Here is a 16,269-nt window from a genome sequence, read left to right as displayed (position 1 = left end):
CCATGAGAGAGCCGCACAACCCCGAAATCGCCAACAGTCCATCCGTTGGCCAACAGGCATTCAACACCACCAACTACCACGATGTGTGGCACCGGCTTCCCGGTGCTGTTGATCCACGGCTCCGGCCCGGGCGTGAGCGCCTGGGCCAACTGGCGCCTGGCAATGCCGGTGCTGGCCAAACAGGCCGGGTGATTGCGCCCGACATGGTGGGTTTCGGTTTTACAGCGACCGGCCAGATGGCATTGCATACACGATGGCATGCCTGGGTGCAGCAGGCGGTGGGCCTGCTGGATGCCTGAAGCTTGATCAGGTTGACCTGGTTGGCAACTCGTTTGGTGGCGCGCTGGCGCTTGCACTGGCCATTGCCCACCCCCAGCGTGTGCGCCGCCTGGTGCTTATGGGCAGGCCGGTGTGTCGTTTGAGCTGACACCCCGGCCTGGATGCCGTTTGGGGCTATACGCCATCGCTTGACAACATGCGCAAGCTGCTGGACATCTTTGCCTTTGACCGCGGACTGGTGACCGATGAACTGGCACGAGCTGCGCTACGACGCCAGCATCCAGCCGGGATTTCAGGAAGCTTTTTCGTCGATGTTCCCCGCACCGCGTCAGCGCTGGGTGGATCGCTGGCAAGCCCTGAAGCGGATATTCGCGCACTGCCACACGAAACTCTGATCATGCATGGTCGCGAAGACCAAGGTGATTCCTTTGTCAAACTCGCTCCGGCTGAACGCGCAGCTGGATTTCACGTTCGCAGTTGCATGTGTTTGGCCGCTGCGGTCACTGGACGCAGATTGAGCACGCGGCACGCTTTTGCGCAGTTGGTCGGGAATTTCTTGGCTGAGGAAGACGCATGGGCTGCCTGAAAGATTCGTAAAAACTACTACTTTGATAGCTTATTGCGCTTATTTAATAAGGGCTAGAGGCTTGAAAGATCATATTTTCTAATTAACCAACCGAGCTGAACCGAAATGGATGCCAAACTGATTGAAACCCTGGGCGACGAGCTTTACCACGCCATGAGCACACAAACCGTGGTCGACCCGCTCACCAGCCGTCACCCCGAGATCACCATCGAGAACGCTTACCACATCCAGCAGCGCATGTTGTCAACGGCGCCTGCGGGCGGGCGAGCGTGTGGTGGGCAAGAAAATTGGCGTCACCTCTGCTGCCGTGATGAACATGCTGGGCGTTTACCAGCCCGACTTTGGCTACCTGCTCGACGGCATGATCTACAACGAAGGCCAGTCGATCGACATCGCCACACTCATCCAGCCCAAGGCCGAAGGTGAAATCGCCTTCATCCTGAAAAAAGACCTGATGGGGCCTGGCGTCAGCAACGCCGACGTGCTGGCCGCCACCGAATGTGTGATGCCTTGCTTCGAGATCGTTGATAGCCGCATTCGCGACTGGAAGATCAAGATCCAGGACACCGTCGCGGACAACGCCTCGTGCGGGGTCTTTGTGCTGGGTGACCGCGCCGTGAACCCGCGCCATATTGATCTGTCCACCTGCGGTATGGTGCTGGAGAAAAATGGCGAAATCATCGGCACCGGTGCGGGCGCAGCCGCCCTTGGGTCGCCGGTGAATGCAGTCACCTGGTTGGTCAACACCTTGGGCCGACTGGGTATCGGCATGAAAGCGGGTGAAGTCATCTTGTCGGGCGCTTTGGCGGCCATGTCGCCGGCCAAAGCGGGCGACAACTTCCGCGTGTCGATTGGCGGGTTGGGCAACTGCTCAGTGCGTTTCTCCTGAAACTGCCTGAGTCGCGATGGCCACAACGCTTCTTCAAGCTGCCAGCGCCGTCACCGTGCTGGTGTCGCGCCGCGTCAAGCCGGGTCACGAGGCCGCTTTCGAGCAGGCTTCCGAAGCGATGACTGCTGCTGCCCGACCGTTTCCCGGCTATCTGGGCGGCCAACTGGTGCGCCCTGATCCCGAAGGCGACGACGAGGAAAGCAACATTTACCACACCGTGTTTGCATTTGACACGCCAGAACACCTGCAAACCTGGCAGACCTCGCCCGAGCGCACGGCGCGGCTGGCCGCCATTGCACCGCACACCCTGGGCAGCACCAAACTGCGTGAGGTCAGCGGCCTGGGCCACTGGTTCACCCCGCCCGCCGGAATTGCCCTCCAGCCACCTCCACGATGGAAAGTGGCGGTAGTCACCTGGCTGGGCATCTGTCCGACGGTGTACATCCTGTTCCTGACGGTCGCACCTTTGTTGACCGGTTGGCCGCTGCTGCCGCGGGTAATGGTCATCACGATGCTGGTGGTGTTGCTAATGACTTGGGTGGTGGCCCCGCGCTTGACCACCTGGCTGAAACCTTTTTTGTATCCGCCTACCCGCGGCTACACCTGACCAGGAACTTGAATGGATCTTTTGCTTAAAGGCAAACGCGCCTTAATCACCGGATCGACCTCCGGCATAGGCTGGGCCACCGCGCGCGAACTCGCGGCTGAAGGGGTCCATGTGATTCTCAATGGCCGCGACCCAACCAGGCTGACCAGCGCGATCGAACGCATCCAGTCCGAGTTTGCGGACGCGATGGTAGACGGCGTGGCCGCCGATTTGTCATCCGCTGCCGGTTGCCAGCAACTGCTCGAGGCTGCTGGTGAGATCGACATTCTGGTCAACAACCTGGGCATTTTTGAGCCCAAACCTTTTGAGCAGATTGTCGATGAGGACTGGTTGCGTTTTTTCGAAGTCAACGTGATGAGCGGTGTTCGTTTGTCGCGCCACCACTTGGCGCTCATGAAGGCCCGCAACTGGGGCCGCATCGTGTTCATCTCCAGCGAATCGGGCATTTGCCCGCCGGCTGAGATGGTGCATTACGGCATGAGCAAGTCGGCTCAGTTGTCGGTGTCACGCGCTCTGGCTGAAACCTGTACCGGCACAAACGTCACGGTCAACAGCGTGCTGCCCGGCCCGACCAAAACCGAAGGCGTGGGCGAGTTCTTTGCCACCCTGGCCCGTGATGCCGGCCAGACGCTGGAACAGGCGGAACACGACTTTTTCAAATTTGCCCGCCCGACATCGTTGTTACAACGCTTTATCGAGCCCGCCGAAGTGGCCGCCATGGTGGCCTATGTCTGCAGCCCGCGCTCTGCCGCCACCAACGGTGCCGCCCTGCACGTCGAAGGCGGTGTGGTGCGCTCTCTTATCTAATTTCAACTGAAGGAATTTTTATGAAAAAAATCAAATGTGCCCTGATCGGGCCCGGCAACATCGGCACCGACCTGCTGGCCAAGCTGCAACGCAGCAAGGTTTTAGAGCCTGTCTGGATGGTCGGCATCGACCCCAATCAGACGGCCTCAAGCGCGCCCGCGAAATGGGCATCAAAACCACGTCTGAAGGCGTGGACGGCCTGATTCCCCACATGCTGGCCGATGGTGTGCAAATCGTCTTTGACGCCACCAGCGCCTATGTGCATGCCGACAACAGCCGCAAGGTCAACGCCCTGGGCGCGTTGATGATCGACCTGACCCCGGCGGCCATTGGCCCGTTTTGCGTGCCACCAGTGAACCTGATCGAGCATGTTGGCAAAGGCGAGATGAACGTCAACATGGTCACCTGCGGTGGCCAGGCGACCATCCCAATGGTGGCAGCGGTGAGCCGCGTGCAACCGGTGGCCTACGGTGAAATCGTTGCCACCGTGTCGAGCAAATCCGCCGGCCCCGGCACGCGCAAGAACATTGACGAATTCACCCGCACCACCGCCAGCGCGGTCGAAAAAGTCGGTGGTGCCAAAAAAGGCAAGGCCATCATCATCCTGAACCCGGCCGAGCCGCCGCTGATCATGCGCGACACCGTGCATTGCCTGACCGAGACCGAACCGGACCAGGCCAAGATCACCGAATCGATCCACGCCATGATCAAGGAAGTGCAGAAATACGTGCCCGGCTACAAGCTGGTCAACGGCCCGGTGTTTGACGGCAAACGTGTGTCGGTCTTCCTGGAAGTGGAAGGCCTGGGCGACTACCTGCCCAAATACGCGGGCAACCTCGACATCATGACGGCCGCTGCCGCCCGCACGGCCGAGATGTTTGCCGAAGAAATCATCGCGGGTCGCTTGACGCTCAAACCCGTGCAAGCCTGACCCCACCCTGGAGAACGACCATGACACAAGCTAAAAAAATCACCCTGCACGACATGACCCTGCGCGACGGCATGCACCCCAAGCGCCACCTGATGACGCTGGACCAGATGAAAAGCATCGCCTGCGGGCTGGACAACGCAGGCATTCCGCTGATCGAAGTGACCCACGGCGATGGCCTAGGCGGCTCGTCGGTCAACTACGGCTTTCCGGCACACACCGACGAGGAATACCTGGGCGCGGTTATCCCGCTGATGAAGCAGGCCAAGATTTCGGCCCTGCTGCTGCCCGGCATCGGCACCGTCGATCACCTGATGATGGCCAAAGACCTGGGTGTATCCACCATCCGTGTGGCCACCCACTGCACTGAAGCCGACGTGAGTGAACAGCACATCACCAAGGCCCGAACTCTGGGCATGGACACCGTGGGCTTTTTGATGATGGCGCACATGGCCAGCCCGGAGAAGCTGGTGACCCAGGCCAAACTGATGGAAGGCTATGGTGCCAACTGCATTTACGTGACCGACTCGGCCGGCCACCTGCTGCCCGACGGCGTAAAAGCCCGCCTGAGCGCGGTGCGTGCTGCGCTCAAGCCCGAGACCGAGCTCGGCTTTCACGGCCACCACAACCTGGCCATGGGCGTGGCCAACTCGCTTGCCGCCATTGAAGTCGGTGCCACGCGCATTGACGCGGCCGCCGCCGGCTTGGGTGCGGGAGCTGGCAACACGCCGATGGAAGTGCTGGTGTCGGTGCTGGACCTCATGAAAATCAGCACCGGTGTGGATGTCTACAAGATCCAGGACGTGGCCGAAGACCTGGTGGTGCCGATCATGGATTTCCCGATCCGTATTGACCGTGACGCCCTCACCTTGGGTTATGCCGGGGTTTATGGCTCTTTCCTGCTGTTTGCCAAACGGGCCGAGAAGAAGTATGGCGTCAGCGCACGCGACATCTTGGTCGAGATGGGACGCCGCGGCATGGTGGGTGGCCAGGAAGACATGATTGAAGATACCGCCATGACCTTGGCGCGCCAGCGCCAAGCGGCCTAAGCATCAGACTTTGTTGGAGCGGCGCCTTCGCTGCTCCAACAATGCCCCGGTCTGCCTTGCCTTCGGGTGCGGACCTCAACTCAACATTTGCAAGAACCTTATGAAACTCGATCACAACACCATCAACGCCCTGGCTGACCGCCTGGAAGGCTGCCAACTGCAGCAACAAGACACCACCAAAATCACCGACGACCATCCCGACATGGACTGGGACGACGCCTACGCCATTCAGGACGAAATCCGTCGGCGCAAACTGGCGCGTGGTCTGCGCGTGATTGGCCTCAAGGCCGGTTTGACCTCACACGCCAAGATGAAGCAAATGGGCGTCAGCACGCCGGTGTTTGGCTTCATGACCGACGACTACGCCGTGCCTGATGGCGGTGAGTGCAAGGTGAGCGAGCTGATCCATCCCAAGGTCGAGCCCGAGATTGCTTTTGTCACCAAGACCGACCTGCGTGGCCCCGGCTGCCACATTGGAGCCGTGCTGGCCGCCACCGACTTCGTCATGCCCGGCATCGAGGTGATCGACAGCCGTTACCGCGACTTCAAGTTCGACCTCAAAAGCGTGGTGGCCGACAACACCTCGGCGGCGCGTTTTGTCGTGGGTGGCCAACCGACCCCATGAAAAAAATCGAAAAGCATCCTGGTGCGCCAACCGCAGCGAAATCGCCATCCGGGTGCTGCGCGCAGCCTCCGAAATGGGCATTCGCACGGTGGCGATCTACTCCAAAAAAAATCAAAAGAAGACCGCTTTGCGCCCTGCACCGCTTCAAGTCGGACGAAGTCCTACCTGGTGGGTGCGGGTAAAAAACCGATCCAGCCTACCTGGACATTGACGACATCATCCGCATTGCCAAAGAAGCCGAGGTCGACGCGATTCACCCCGGCTACGGCTTTCTGAGCGAGAACCCCGACTTTGCCGACGCCTGTGCCGCCGCTGGCATTGCCTTCATTGGCCCCAAAGGCGATGTCATGCGCACCCTGGGCAACAAGGTGGCCGCCCGTGCCGTGGCGGTGGCGGCCGGCGTGCCGGTGGTGCCCGCCACCGGCGCCTTGCCCGATGACATTGAAGGCGCCAAAGCCATGGCCCTGACTGTGGGCTACCCGCTGATGCTCAAGGCCAGCTGGGGCGGTGGTGGCCGTGGCATGCGGGTCATTGAAACCGAAGCCGACCTGGCCCCCATGATGGAGCTGGCCAAACGCGAAGCCCTGGCCGCCTTTGGCAACGACGAGGTCTATCTGGAAAAACTGGTGCGCCGCGCCCGCCACGTCGAAGTGCAGGTCATGGGTGACCAACACGGCAACCTGGTGCACCTGTTTGAGCGCGACTGCTCGGTGCAGCGCCGCAACCAGAAAGTGGTGGAGCGCGCCCCCGCCCCCTACATGGATGAAGCCACCCGCCAGGAGCTGTGCGAATCCGCCTGCGCCTGGCCCGCGCCGCCCACTACAGCCACGCCGGCACGGTCGAGTACCTGTATGACGTGGACAGCGGCAAGTATTACTTCATCGAAGTCAACCCGCGTATCCAGGTGGAACACACCGTCACCGAAGTGGTCACCGGCGTCGACATCGTCAAGGCGCAGATTCGTGTGACCGAAGGCGCCAAGGTCGGTGACGAAGACTCCTTCATTCCGTTCCAGAAAGACATCAGCCTGCGTGGCCACGCCCTGCAATGCCGTGTGACCACCGAAGACCCGGAAAACAACTTCACCCCCGACTACGGCAAGATCGCCGTGTACCGCAGCGCGGCGGGTTTTGGCATCCGCCTGGATGCCGGCACGGCCTACGCCGGTGCGGTGATCACGCCGTATTACGACTCGCTGCTGGTCAAGGTCACCGCCTGGGGCCACACGCCCGACGAAGCCGCCGCCCGCATGGACCGCGCCCTGCGCGAGTTCCGCGTGCGTGGCCTGTCCACCAACTTGCAGTTTCTGGAAAACGTGGTTGCCCACCCGCTGTTTCGCTCGGGCGAATGCACCACCCGCTTCATTGACACCACGCCAGAGTTGTTCAACTTTGTCAAGCGCCGTGACCGCGCCACCCGCCTGCTGAAGTTCCTGGGCGATGTGGCCATCAACGGCAACCCCGAGATGAAAGGCCGCACGCTGCCCAAGTGCCGCTGTCACTGCCATCAAGCCAGTGTGTGACCTGACCGCTCCGATTCCCAAAGGCACGCGCGACCTGCTCAAAGAACTGGGCCCAAATTTTCAGCCAGTGGATGAAAGACCAGCCGCAGGTGCTGCTGACCGACACCACCATGCGCGACGCGCACCAGTCGCTGTTTGCCACCCGCATGCGCTCCGATGACATGACCGCCATTGCGCCGCATTACGCCCGCATGCTGCCGCAACTGTTCTCGCTGGAATGCTGGGGCGGCGCCACCTTTGACGTGGCGCTGCGCTTTCCTGAAAGAAGACCCGTGGGAGCGCCTGGCACGCCTGCGCGAAGCCACGCCCAACATCCTGTTCCAGATGCTGCTGCGCGCCAGCAACGCGGTGGGCTACACCAACTACTCGGACAACGTGGTGCGCTACTTTGTGCAGCAGGCGGCCAAAAACGGCGTCGACGTGTTCCGCGTGTTTGACTCGCTCAACTGGGTAGACAACATGCGCGTGGCGATGGACGCGGTGATCGAGACCGGCGCTTTGTGTGAAGGCACGCTGTGCTACACCGGCGACCTGTTTGACACCAAGCGCAGCAAATACGACCTCAAATACTACGTCGGCCTGGCCAAACAGCTGGAAAAAGCCGGCGCCCACATTCTGGGCATCAAGGACATGGCCGGTGTGTGCAAACCACGCGCTGCCCACGAGTTGGTGCGGGTGCTCAAACAAGAGGTGGGTTTGCCGATTCATTTCCACACCCACGACACCAGCGGCATATCGGCCGCCTCGGTGCTGGCGGCCATTGATGCGGGGTGCGATGCCGTGGATGGCGCGCTTGATGCCATGAGCGGCTTGACGTCGCAGCCCAATCTGGGCTCGATTGCTGCCGCCCTGAGCGGCTCCGCACGCGACCCCGGTCTGAACTTGGATGCCATGCAAGCCCTGTCGCACTACTGGGAGGGCGTGCGCCGTGCCTATGTGCCGTTTGAGGCCGACATGCGCTCAGGCACCTCAGATGTTTACAACCACGAAATGCCCGGTGGCCAGTACACCAACCTGCGCGAGCAGGCCCGCGCCATGGGCTGGAACACCGCTGGCCCGAGGTGTCCAAGGCCTATGCCGATGTGAACATCCTGTTTGGCGACATCGTCAAGGTCACCCCCACCTCCAAGGTGGTCGGCGACATGGCGCTGTTCATGGTCGCCAACGACCTGAAGCCGCAGGATGTCAGCAACCCGGCGCGTGACGTGTCCTTCCCTGAGTCGGTGATTTCACTGTTCAAGGGCGAACTGGGTTTTCCGCCCGATGGTTTCCCCAAAGCCTGGAGCACAAAGTGCTGCGCGGTGAAGCGCCCATGCAAGGCCGCGCCGGCGACCATCTGCCACCGAAGTGGACCTGGAGGCCAAACGCCTAGAGGCTGAACACGCCATTGGCCGCAAGGTGAGCGACACCGACCTGGCTTCTTACCTGATGTACCCCAAGGTGTTCAAGGACTATGCCGAGCACCGCCGCGAGTTCAGCGATGTGTCGCTTGCTGCCCACATCGCCGTTCTTCTACGGCCTGCTGGACCGCGAAGAAATCGCCATCGACATCGACAAGGGCAAAACCCTGGTGGTGCGCCAGACCGGCCGCTCTGACACCGTGGACGAAGAAGGCAAGATCAAGGTGTTTTTTGAGCTCAACGGCCAGCCGCGCACGGTGCGGGTGCACAAGGCCGGCCTGGGTGCCGTCAAGGCCAAACCCAAGGCCGAAGAAGGCAACCCCAAACACGTGGGCGCACCCATGCCGGGCATGGTGGTCACGGTGGCGGTCAAGGTCGGGCAGAAAGTGAGCAAGGGTGACCCTCTGCTGTCGATGGAAGCCATGAAGATGGAAACCATGCTGAGCGCCGAGCGCGACGCCACGGTGCATGCCGTTCATGTGCGCACGGGGGAAACAGTGAACGCCAAGGACCTGCTGGTGGAGCTGACCCGGTTTTCCGTTCCACTGCACCCCAAACCCCATCCTCGGCTCGCAACTGGTCGGCGCGGTCGTAGGCAGCCAGTGCCCGGCGGAAATAATGCAGGTAGCGCCTGTGCGCCGGTTCGACACGGTGTGCGACCTCGATAAAGGTCTTGAAGCGCCAACCGATCACGCGCCCATGTTTTGCGGAGTACAGCGCATTCAACAATGTGCGGGGTACATGGTTGGGGTATTGAGGAAGTTCAACCCCTTCAGCCGCCAATGCCCGCCGTAGCTCAGCCCAGCCACGATAGTCCGGCGTGTCGCTCGTTTCGTAGTCGAGCCACCAAGTCTCGAACTTCTCCCGTACCTCGGCAAGACGTTGTCGTTCTCGTTCACGGACCTGCTCTTGCAGAGCGTCCCGTGCTCCGTCGAAATCGAAGTAGTAGGCACGCTGGCTCTCCCGCTCCAAGGTCAAGTCGTCAAACCCAACCACCCGGCGTTGCAGGTCTGCATTTCCCATCAATGTCGGCTCGGCCCAGATGCAATCCAGCATGAACCGTCCCTGCTGCACGGAAGCATCGCGAGTTGCCTGCGTCACTACAAAGGCATTACGGTTGTTATTAAAAAACACGTCGTCCTGAGTCAACCGCCGCGCCCCGCCGTCGAAGTGGGCAAAGATCCAGATCAACAAACCACCTTCCTGCAAGTAGAACTCGCGGCGCTCGGCAATCACATTCACATACGTGGTGGACAACTGAATCTCGAAAACCACTGGAATGCCCCGATAGATTGCACGCACATCAGGCTTTCGCCACTCTGCCGTCAGTGTGCCAGACCATCGTTTTTCGGTGGCCACGTCCGTGAACCGGGGGTCAGCCGCCAAACACTGTGCGACCCACTCTTTCATCTGCAGGTGCCGGGCGCTTTCCTTGACGCCGTTGTAACGCCTTGCATCAATCTCCTCCTGCGATAGCTCACCCCGCGTGCGCGCCAAGCAACGCCCATCTTCCAGCGTATGCCGGAAGAAGAAACGCCGCTCTTCGGCGCGCGACACTAGGTAGACAGGCACCCCACACAATGAGCAGGCATAGTGGGGCGTGCCTCGCTTGATGTCGGTGCGGAGCGCCATCCGCAATTGGATCGCCTTTTCGTAATCGGTGCCGATGACTTCGCCATGATCGAGATGATCCCCCGAGGCGATCTCCATTACCTCGGCAACCTCGGGATTCTCGACAGCAAAAGCACCACGTTCGTCCAGTACGGTAGGTCCCACGACTAGCCCTCTCAACAATAGGCCTTGGCTGCAGATCGGCGCACCTGTACCTCGACAGGAACCAGCATGTCATGGTTCCTTCGCGGTCGCAGGCGACGGGGACGCAACCTGTCCAGGGTCTCGCTATCGGCGACCAGCAGGTCGTAGAAGTCCTCAGCGCGCACGTTCGCCGTATCGTCAGCCCGAACGCGGAGCAACGGAATCGCAGCCAATGCGAACAACTCGTCCTTCAGTTGATCGCGTTCGCGGACATCATCGTCATCATGCAAAGCTGAGTCCAGCTCGAAACAGGCCACGGGATCTTCGTCCTCGGTGCATAACAGCACATCGACTTGCGCCGCCCACGAATAGCGCCGGTGTCGATCTGACAGACGAAGGACGAAGCCATCGACATCCATGAAATTACGTAGCGGCACGTTGGGGTAGGCGCGCAGGCTGGGGAAGAATTGCCGCACCGCCTGCAAGAATTCGCGTTCCTGCGAGCTGGCGCAAACGCTCTTACGGAAGGTCATGAGATCGCTCAAATGCACTGGCCCGAGAGTAAACGCGCTAGCCATCACGATGCGGCGCATGGGCACCACATCACCCTGGCTGGTCGCGGCAGCTGCTGCTGGCCTTGCAGAACGTCGGCCTTGTACCGATCCCTCCGGCGCCTCGCGATAGGTCAACAACTTCGTGGGGAGCGGGGCATCCGGTCCCTCGACCTCGCGCCATGCGGCATCAAGCAGTGCATTGATGCCTTCGAGCAGGTCGTTGTCGACTACCAGCAGCCTACCGCAACGAACAAGACGCCAAAGGCGGACCGTGTCGCCTGCAACCAAAGCCCCCCTTGTGAGTTTCTCGTGGAGCACCGTCGGAAAGATCTGCTGCGTAATCTTGGTCAGCTGGCTGCTAAGGACGTCGGCACCCGGCACCATCGTTTCGTAGGCAGCGAGGAAACCGCCGATGTCGCGCTCTTCCAGGAATATCCGCAGGTTCTCGATGGTGGCATTCATTGCGCACCACCTTCCGCGAAGTCGACGTCCAGAAATAGGCTATGTCCGAAGGCGTAAGACCACATGTTGGGCAGTTTCTCGACCACGCCTTCGGTTGGAAACAAATGCGGCATGACTCCCGCGTACATTACGAGCCCTTCAGATTCGAGCTTTAGTCGGAGTTCTTCGCCATCGCCGGCATAGACCAGATACGGCAGCGGATCGTTCGGATCGGTCAGCTGCCCTGCAGCCGTCAGCGCCTGCATACGGATCGACGTACCGAACTCGTCAATCGCTTCGCGGACGGTCTGCTTAACTTCATCGGACACGCCACGCACGATCCGGTACCGCACGATGTCAATGCGGGGCAACAAGGTCCGCAGCAGGGAATCGTCATCGGCTCGGGCCAGCTCTGCACGGCTCGGCAGTGCGAAGAAGAGATTCGGGTCCTTCGGCTTGAGCCGTTCGATGATGGTCATCGCGAAACCAACGGGCAGCTCGGGGACCATTGCCTGCTGCATCTCGACCTCCTGGCAAAAGCCCTCCCAGGTCAGACCCGCGTCGTTCAATGCCAATAGCAGTTTGTGCAAATCAACACGGTAGATATCCGACGGGCCACTCAAGTACTGTAAGCGCTTGGTCACCTCATGATGCTTGAAGTTTTGCGAAAGTACCCGCTGTACAAGCTTGTAGCGACGCAGCAGCTTCTCCGAATCGGTCTCGCTCAGCATCGTGATCACCAGCCCGGGGACAAAGTCCTTGGGATGGATTGTCGATAACTGCCATACATAGCGGCCCCCACCGATCCGCCAGGCCCCGTCATCCAAAGTAATTCCCTCGGACTTGTGGTCCTTCATCGCCAGATGGAGCTGTGCCCAGCATGTCAGCTCGTCGCCACGGGCAATCTCGTAGCCTGACCCCGGCATGAGCTCATCGTCCTCGCGCAGCAAGACCAATTCCGAATTGCCGGCATCCGTTGGTCGCACCGGCTGCGGTATCGACGGCAAACGGTCCAATACTTCCCGACTGTAGCGATTGCATAACTGCAGCACGGCAACACCGTCCAGAACTGCCTGTCCGGACTCTTCCAAGTGACGGCGCAGAGTTTCGAATGCCGCTGGGGCTTCCTGCAACCAATGTTCGGCATCCCCGACGGGATTGACCATAAGCAGCGGCAGCTCGTCCATGCTTCCTGCCGGCCCACCCTCCTTGGGTGTAGGAATGCTGACCATGACATAGCCGGGGCCGAAACGCACCTCAAAGACCTTGCCACCTTTTCCCCGAAGCCATGCATCGCACCATGCACACAGACGTGGTGCAAGTTGGCGCCAGTCTTCGAACAACTCTTCCGCGGCATCGGCCATCGGCGTCAGCTTGAGGGTCGTCTTCGGCTGCGCGCGATTTGCCGCGTGCCAATCGGCGTGCCCAAGCAGGCGCGCCGCCGCATCGAGCGAATTGACGTGCTTGAGGGCGATGCCGTGCTCTAGCAGGGATTTACGCAGGCGTTTCGCGAGATGCTTGGGATCCTCGTCAGCGGTTGGCATCAGGTGCCGAACCACATCGAGTGCTGCTTCCGAAGTAAAGCGAGGTGTTTTCAGGTGGACGAAAGTCCAGAGTGAGACGGCCTGAAACTGTTCAGAGGGGGGATTGGCATCCACAGATGCCACAACGGTCGCTGTCATTGATGAGCTCCATATCGGAAAGCACTTCAGGACGGCACGCGTTGTCCGGCTTTCCAGGAGTTCACCTAGCCGGGAGGTTACTTGCGGGTATTCAACTGGCTTTGCCGTGCCGGAAAGACTCCGGTGCGTGCACTGACGGGCGCCAACTTGCCCACGATTCGGCTTGAACCGTGAGTACATGATAGGACAATGAAACAAATTCCGTCAACGCCCGAGCCGTGAGTCGGCAATCCAGCTCTCACAACGGGGCCAAACGACAGAGACGGTGGCCGGACATGCCCGGCCACCGCTATGCCAGTAGCGTTTTAAGCCGTTCCAAGCCCGCTTTGATGTCATCGCCAAGGCGTAAGGCCTCCGGGCCGCCTTCTGTTCCTTGCTGGGCCGCCCAGCTGCAAAACTCCGACATTAAAGATGCCTTCTCGGCGGTGATTTTCGAGTGGCGGAGGCCATCCTCAATAAGAGGGATTAAGCCGGCCGCCGCGCGCAGCCTGTTCAACGCAGGCGTGGATTCGGGGATTTTCGACATGCAGACATTTTAGCGGCGGGGCGCCAGAGAAGCCATGGCAATCCTACAAGCGGCCCTGAAGATCCATATCGATCACCGCATCCGCCATGGCGGTCAGTTCCGGCGTCTGGGATACGAAAAACTCCCGCTGATAGCCGCCCAGCCGCAGCACCTCCCGCTTCATCGCCATGAACATGCGCTTCCGCTCGGGGTCCAGCGGCCCATCGGCCTCGTCCGAGAACAGCGCACCGTAGCGCCGCCCCGTGTGCTGGGCGAGGTACAGCGCCACCGCCCGAATCAGGCACTCGTTGACCCAGACCCGTTCGCCGCCGCTCATCAGACCGACGCTCTTGCTCTCGCCCGACTCGCCGTCGTGCACCAGGATGTCGAATCCTTCCTTCTGTTCGCCCTTGCCGGTCTCCACCAACGTCTGGAGGGAGACTGTGAAACGAGGACCGTAGCAGGCCAGCAGGAGGTCGTTGGCGAGCCCCGACAAGGCCGGACCGGCGTCATCGATGGCCAGCGCAATCAGACCGTCGTTGCTCATGCACTTAGCGAACAGGTTCCAGTTGCCCAACTCGGTTTCGACCTTGGCGATGCGGTTGGTCACTTGGGCTTGGCGACCGGCCAGGGCTGTTGCCTGCTGCACGAGGGCGCTCAGGGCTTCGGCATCGCGCACTGCGCCCAGATGGGCCTGCTCGGCGGCAGTGGCCGACTGCGCCGCCTGTTCCATCGAGGTCTGGGCATCGATTAGCCGCTGCCCGTCGTAAGGTGCCGGCAAGGCCGCCAGCGCCTGCTTGAGCCGATCCAGGGTGGCGCGGTAGTGCTTGGCTTGCTGTTCGTGCTGGGCAGCGATGGCCTGCCGTGCCGCATGGATCTGTTGACGCTCGGCCGCCTCCTCGGGCGTCTCCACCGGCGGCTGACCGGCAACGGCGTCTGGTCCCAGCGCCGCCCGCAGGTCCGTCCGCAGTTCTGTCAACTCCTGCTCGATCCCGGCCAGTGTGGTCCGCGCCCGCGCCATTTCACCGGCCTGGGCCGCTAGCCGCGCAAACCGCGACGCCCGTTCCCGGGCAAACTCGGCCCGATGCTCGGCCCAGGCCAAGGCCTGCGGCGCACCGGCGAGTTCCGCCTGCCGGCCGCGCAAAGCGTCCAGTTCCTGCTGTGCCGCCGCCTTCTCGCGCCCCAGCCGCTGGATCGTCCCCTGCGCGCTGGGAATCAGGGCCTTGGCGTCCCGCGCGTCGCCCAGGAGTTGGCATTGCCCCTGCAGGTCAGTGCCGGCACACGGCACCTCACCGGTCAGGCCGAAGCGTCGCGCCAATTCCTCGGCCTTGAGCGCCGCCTGGCCGGCCTCGCGCTCGACCCCGGAGAGTTTCTGCTGGACCATCCGCTCTGAGGCTTGGCACTGCGTCAGACGTTGGACTTGTTGGCGCCAAGATCCGATCTGCGCCGAGCGCAGCGACAAGACCCGCTCGGCCAAGGGCAGATGGAGCTCAGCACGCTGCACGGCCTGGGCACCAGCCAGCACCGTGAGGCATTCCCGGCGCTGGTTCTGCAAACCCTGCCCGCGGTTGCGCTCCTGGGTGACGCGCTGGGCGATGCGTTGCGCTAGCCGTTCCAGCCGCTGCGACTCGCCCTGGTCCTGGGCCTTCAAGGCGTCGATGGCCTGCGTTCCGGCCTGGATCACGGCGTGGCATTCGCCCTGAAGTTGCTCCCGGCGCGCTTCCACCCCGCGCGACTGCTCGCGCTCCGCCATCAATTGCGCGTGCCGGGTTCGGGCTGACTCCTGCGCTGCCTGGGTCGCTTGGCGACCCGCAAGGCGCTGCGCGACGCGGGCCTGGGCGCCGTCGAGCCGGCGCCGTTCACCCTCGATACGCTGCGCTTCCGCATCCAGTCCAGCCTGTTCCTGCCGGATGGCCGCCAGGCCGGCCTTGAGCAGGCGCGCCGTCTCGCCCGCCTGCTGGCCCAGCGCCCGGATTTCTTCCTGTCCCAGCAAGTCAGCCAGCAAAGTCTTGATCTCGGCATTGCGGTAGGCGCTCAACTGCCGCTTGCCCTGCGCCGAGAACACCGACGTGAAAAAGGTATCGGCGCTGCCGCAGAGTGCTTCGACGCAACGGGTATAGGTGTCCACCTTGCCGTCTGACACGGTGCCGTCGTCCAGCACCACGGGCTTCCATGCGCCATCGTCGGCAAGCATGAGCAGAAAGGCTTCGGTCTTGCGCCTGCCGTTCACGCGGATCACGACCTGTGAGCGATAGCTACGGCCGTCGTGGGCCCAGATGAGGTCTTTCTCGTTCTCTGGCAGGCAAACATGGTCGTAGTATGAGAAACCGCCCGGACCGGCCATCGCAGCACGCGATGGCATCGTCAGGTACGGGTGCATGTTGTCCATCACGGTGGTCTTGCCGCGCCCGTTGGCGCCGGCGATGGCGACCAGTTCGGCGCCATCGGCAAGTCGCTCGAAATCGAGTTTCAGGACATCGCGTCCCAGGCCATCGCGAATGCCGCGAAAGCCCTTGAGAGTGAGTGAAAGAGGTTGCATGGCGATATTCCAGCGGGATGACCAGGTCAGTCTCCCGCACGAAAAAGGGTGTGCAAGTCCGTCCCCAAGGGAGAGGCCCCGGCCAGGTCAAAACGACAGCG

At 61.6% G+C, this 16,269-nt stretch carries 7 protein-coding genes and 6 pseudogenes; 8 read left to right on the top strand and 5 right to left on the bottom strand.

The window, feature by feature from the left end; translation table 11 throughout:
* The first annotated feature begins 2 nt into the window (after positions 1 to 2).
* The 8 genes and pseudogenes from V5B44_RS04745 to V5B44_RS04710 form a co-directional block, all read left to right on the top strand.
* Positions 3 to 865 (top strand): annotated as a pseudogene (locus V5B44_RS04745) (alpha/beta fold hydrolase).
* A 105-nt stretch (positions 866 to 970) separates the two neighbouring features.
* Positions 971 to 1,754: pseudogene (dmpE, locus tag V5B44_RS04740) on the top strand (2-oxopent-4-enoate hydratase).
* Between the two features lie 16 nt (positions 1,755 to 1,770).
* Positions 1,771 to 2,361, top strand: coding sequence for an antibiotic biosynthesis monooxygenase (locus tag V5B44_RS04735; RefSeq protein ID WP_148581400.1), 591 nt, complete (start codon positions 1,771 to 1,773; stop codon positions 2,359 to 2,361).
* A 12-nt stretch (positions 2,362 to 2,373) separates the two neighbouring features.
* On the top strand, positions 2,374 to 3,168 hold the full coding sequence (locus V5B44_RS04730; RefSeq protein WP_148581401.1) for an SDR family NAD(P)-dependent oxidoreductase: 795 nt from the start codon (positions 2,374 to 2,376) through the stop codon (positions 3,166 to 3,168).
* Between the two features lie 20 nt (positions 3,169 to 3,188).
* Positions 3,189 to 4,099, top strand: a pseudogene (gene bphJ, locus V5B44_RS04725) (acetaldehyde dehydrogenase BphJ).
* A 20-nt stretch (positions 4,100 to 4,119) separates the two neighbouring features.
* Positions 4,120 to 5,145 carry a 4-hydroxy-2-oxovalerate aldolase gene (gene dmpG, locus V5B44_RS04720; RefSeq protein WP_148581402.1) on the top strand — a complete coding sequence of 342 codons (1,026 nt, stop codon included), beginning with the start codon at positions 4,120 to 4,122 and terminating at the stop codon, positions 5,143 to 5,145.
* A gap of 100 nt (positions 5,146 to 5,245) precedes the next feature.
* Positions 5,246 to 5,761, top strand: a pseudogene (locus tag V5B44_RS04715) (4-oxalocrotonate decarboxylase); the annotation flags it as partial.
* Between the two features lie 82 nt (positions 5,762 to 5,843).
* A pseudogene (locus V5B44_RS04710) lies at positions 5,844 to 9,219 on the top strand (pyruvate carboxylase); the annotation flags it as partial.
* A gap of 352 nt (positions 9,220 to 9,571) precedes the next feature.
* On the opposite strand, the pseudogene V5B44_RS04705 reads toward V5B44_RS04710, so the two are convergent.
* From V5B44_RS04705 to V5B44_RS04685, 5 genes and pseudogenes are all read right to left on the bottom strand, one after another.
* A pseudogene (locus V5B44_RS04705) lies at positions 9,572 to 10,324 on the bottom strand (DUF6035 family protein); the annotation flags it as partial.
* A 155-nt stretch (positions 10,325 to 10,479) separates the two neighbouring features.
* Positions 10,480 to 11,463 (bottom strand): DUF2726 domain-containing protein, encoded by a 984-nt coding sequence (locus V5B44_RS04700; protein WP_332357976.1) that lies wholly within the window; start codon positions 11,461 to 11,463, stop codon positions 10,480 to 10,482.
* Positions 11,460 to 13,124 (bottom strand): glyoxalase superfamily protein, encoded by a 1,665-nt coding sequence (locus tag V5B44_RS04695; protein ID WP_332357975.1) that lies wholly within the window; start codon positions 13,122 to 13,124, stop codon positions 11,460 to 11,462. Before V5B44_RS04695 ends, V5B44_RS04700 begins: the two co-directional genes overlap by 4 nt.
* A 289-nt stretch (positions 13,125 to 13,413) precedes the next feature.
* A complete protein-coding gene (locus V5B44_RS04690) occupies positions 13,414 to 13,650 on the bottom strand; it encodes a hypothetical protein (RefSeq protein WP_041224352.1) in 237 nt (78 codons plus the stop codon).
* Positions 13,651 to 13,693: 43 nt separating this feature from the next.
* On the bottom strand, positions 13,694 to 16,168 hold the full coding sequence (locus tag V5B44_RS04685; protein ID WP_332357974.1) for a DNA repair protein: 2,475 nt from the start codon (positions 16,166 to 16,168) through the stop codon (positions 13,694 to 13,696).
* Between the last annotated feature and the right edge of the window lie 101 nt (positions 16,169 to 16,269).

Source organism: Candidatus Accumulibacter necessarius (genome assembly GCF_036625085.1).
This window is presented reverse-complemented; position numbering and strand designations above follow the sequence as displayed.

Bases quoted from the DNA above. Each gene is read 5' to 3' on its own strand.
- V5B44_RS04685 (WP_332357974.1), bottom strand. From the start codon at position 16,168: ATGCAACCTCTTTCACTCACTCTCAAGGGCTTTCGCGGCATTCGCGAT.
- V5B44_RS04700 (WP_332357976.1), bottom strand. From the start codon at position 11,463: ATGAATGCCACCATCGAGAACCTGCGGATATTCCTGGAAGAGCGCGAC.
- V5B44_RS04695 (WP_332357975.1), bottom strand. From the start codon at position 13,124: ATGACAGCGACCGTTGTGGCATCTGTGGATGCCAATCCCCCCTCTGAA.
- V5B44_RS04730 (WP_148581401.1), top strand. From the start codon at position 2,374: ATGGATCTTTTGCTTAAAGGCAAACGCGCCTTAATCACCGGATCGACC.
- dmpG (WP_148581402.1), top strand. From the start codon at position 4,120: ATGACACAAGCTAAAAAAATCACCCTGCACGACATGACCCTGCGCGAC.
- V5B44_RS04735 (WP_148581400.1), top strand. From the start codon at position 1,771: ATGGCCACAACGCTTCTTCAAGCTGCCAGCGCCGTCACCGTGCTGGTG.
- V5B44_RS04690 (WP_041224352.1), bottom strand. From the start codon at position 13,650: ATGTCGAAAATCCCCGAATCCACGCCTGCGTTGAACAGGCTGCGCGCG.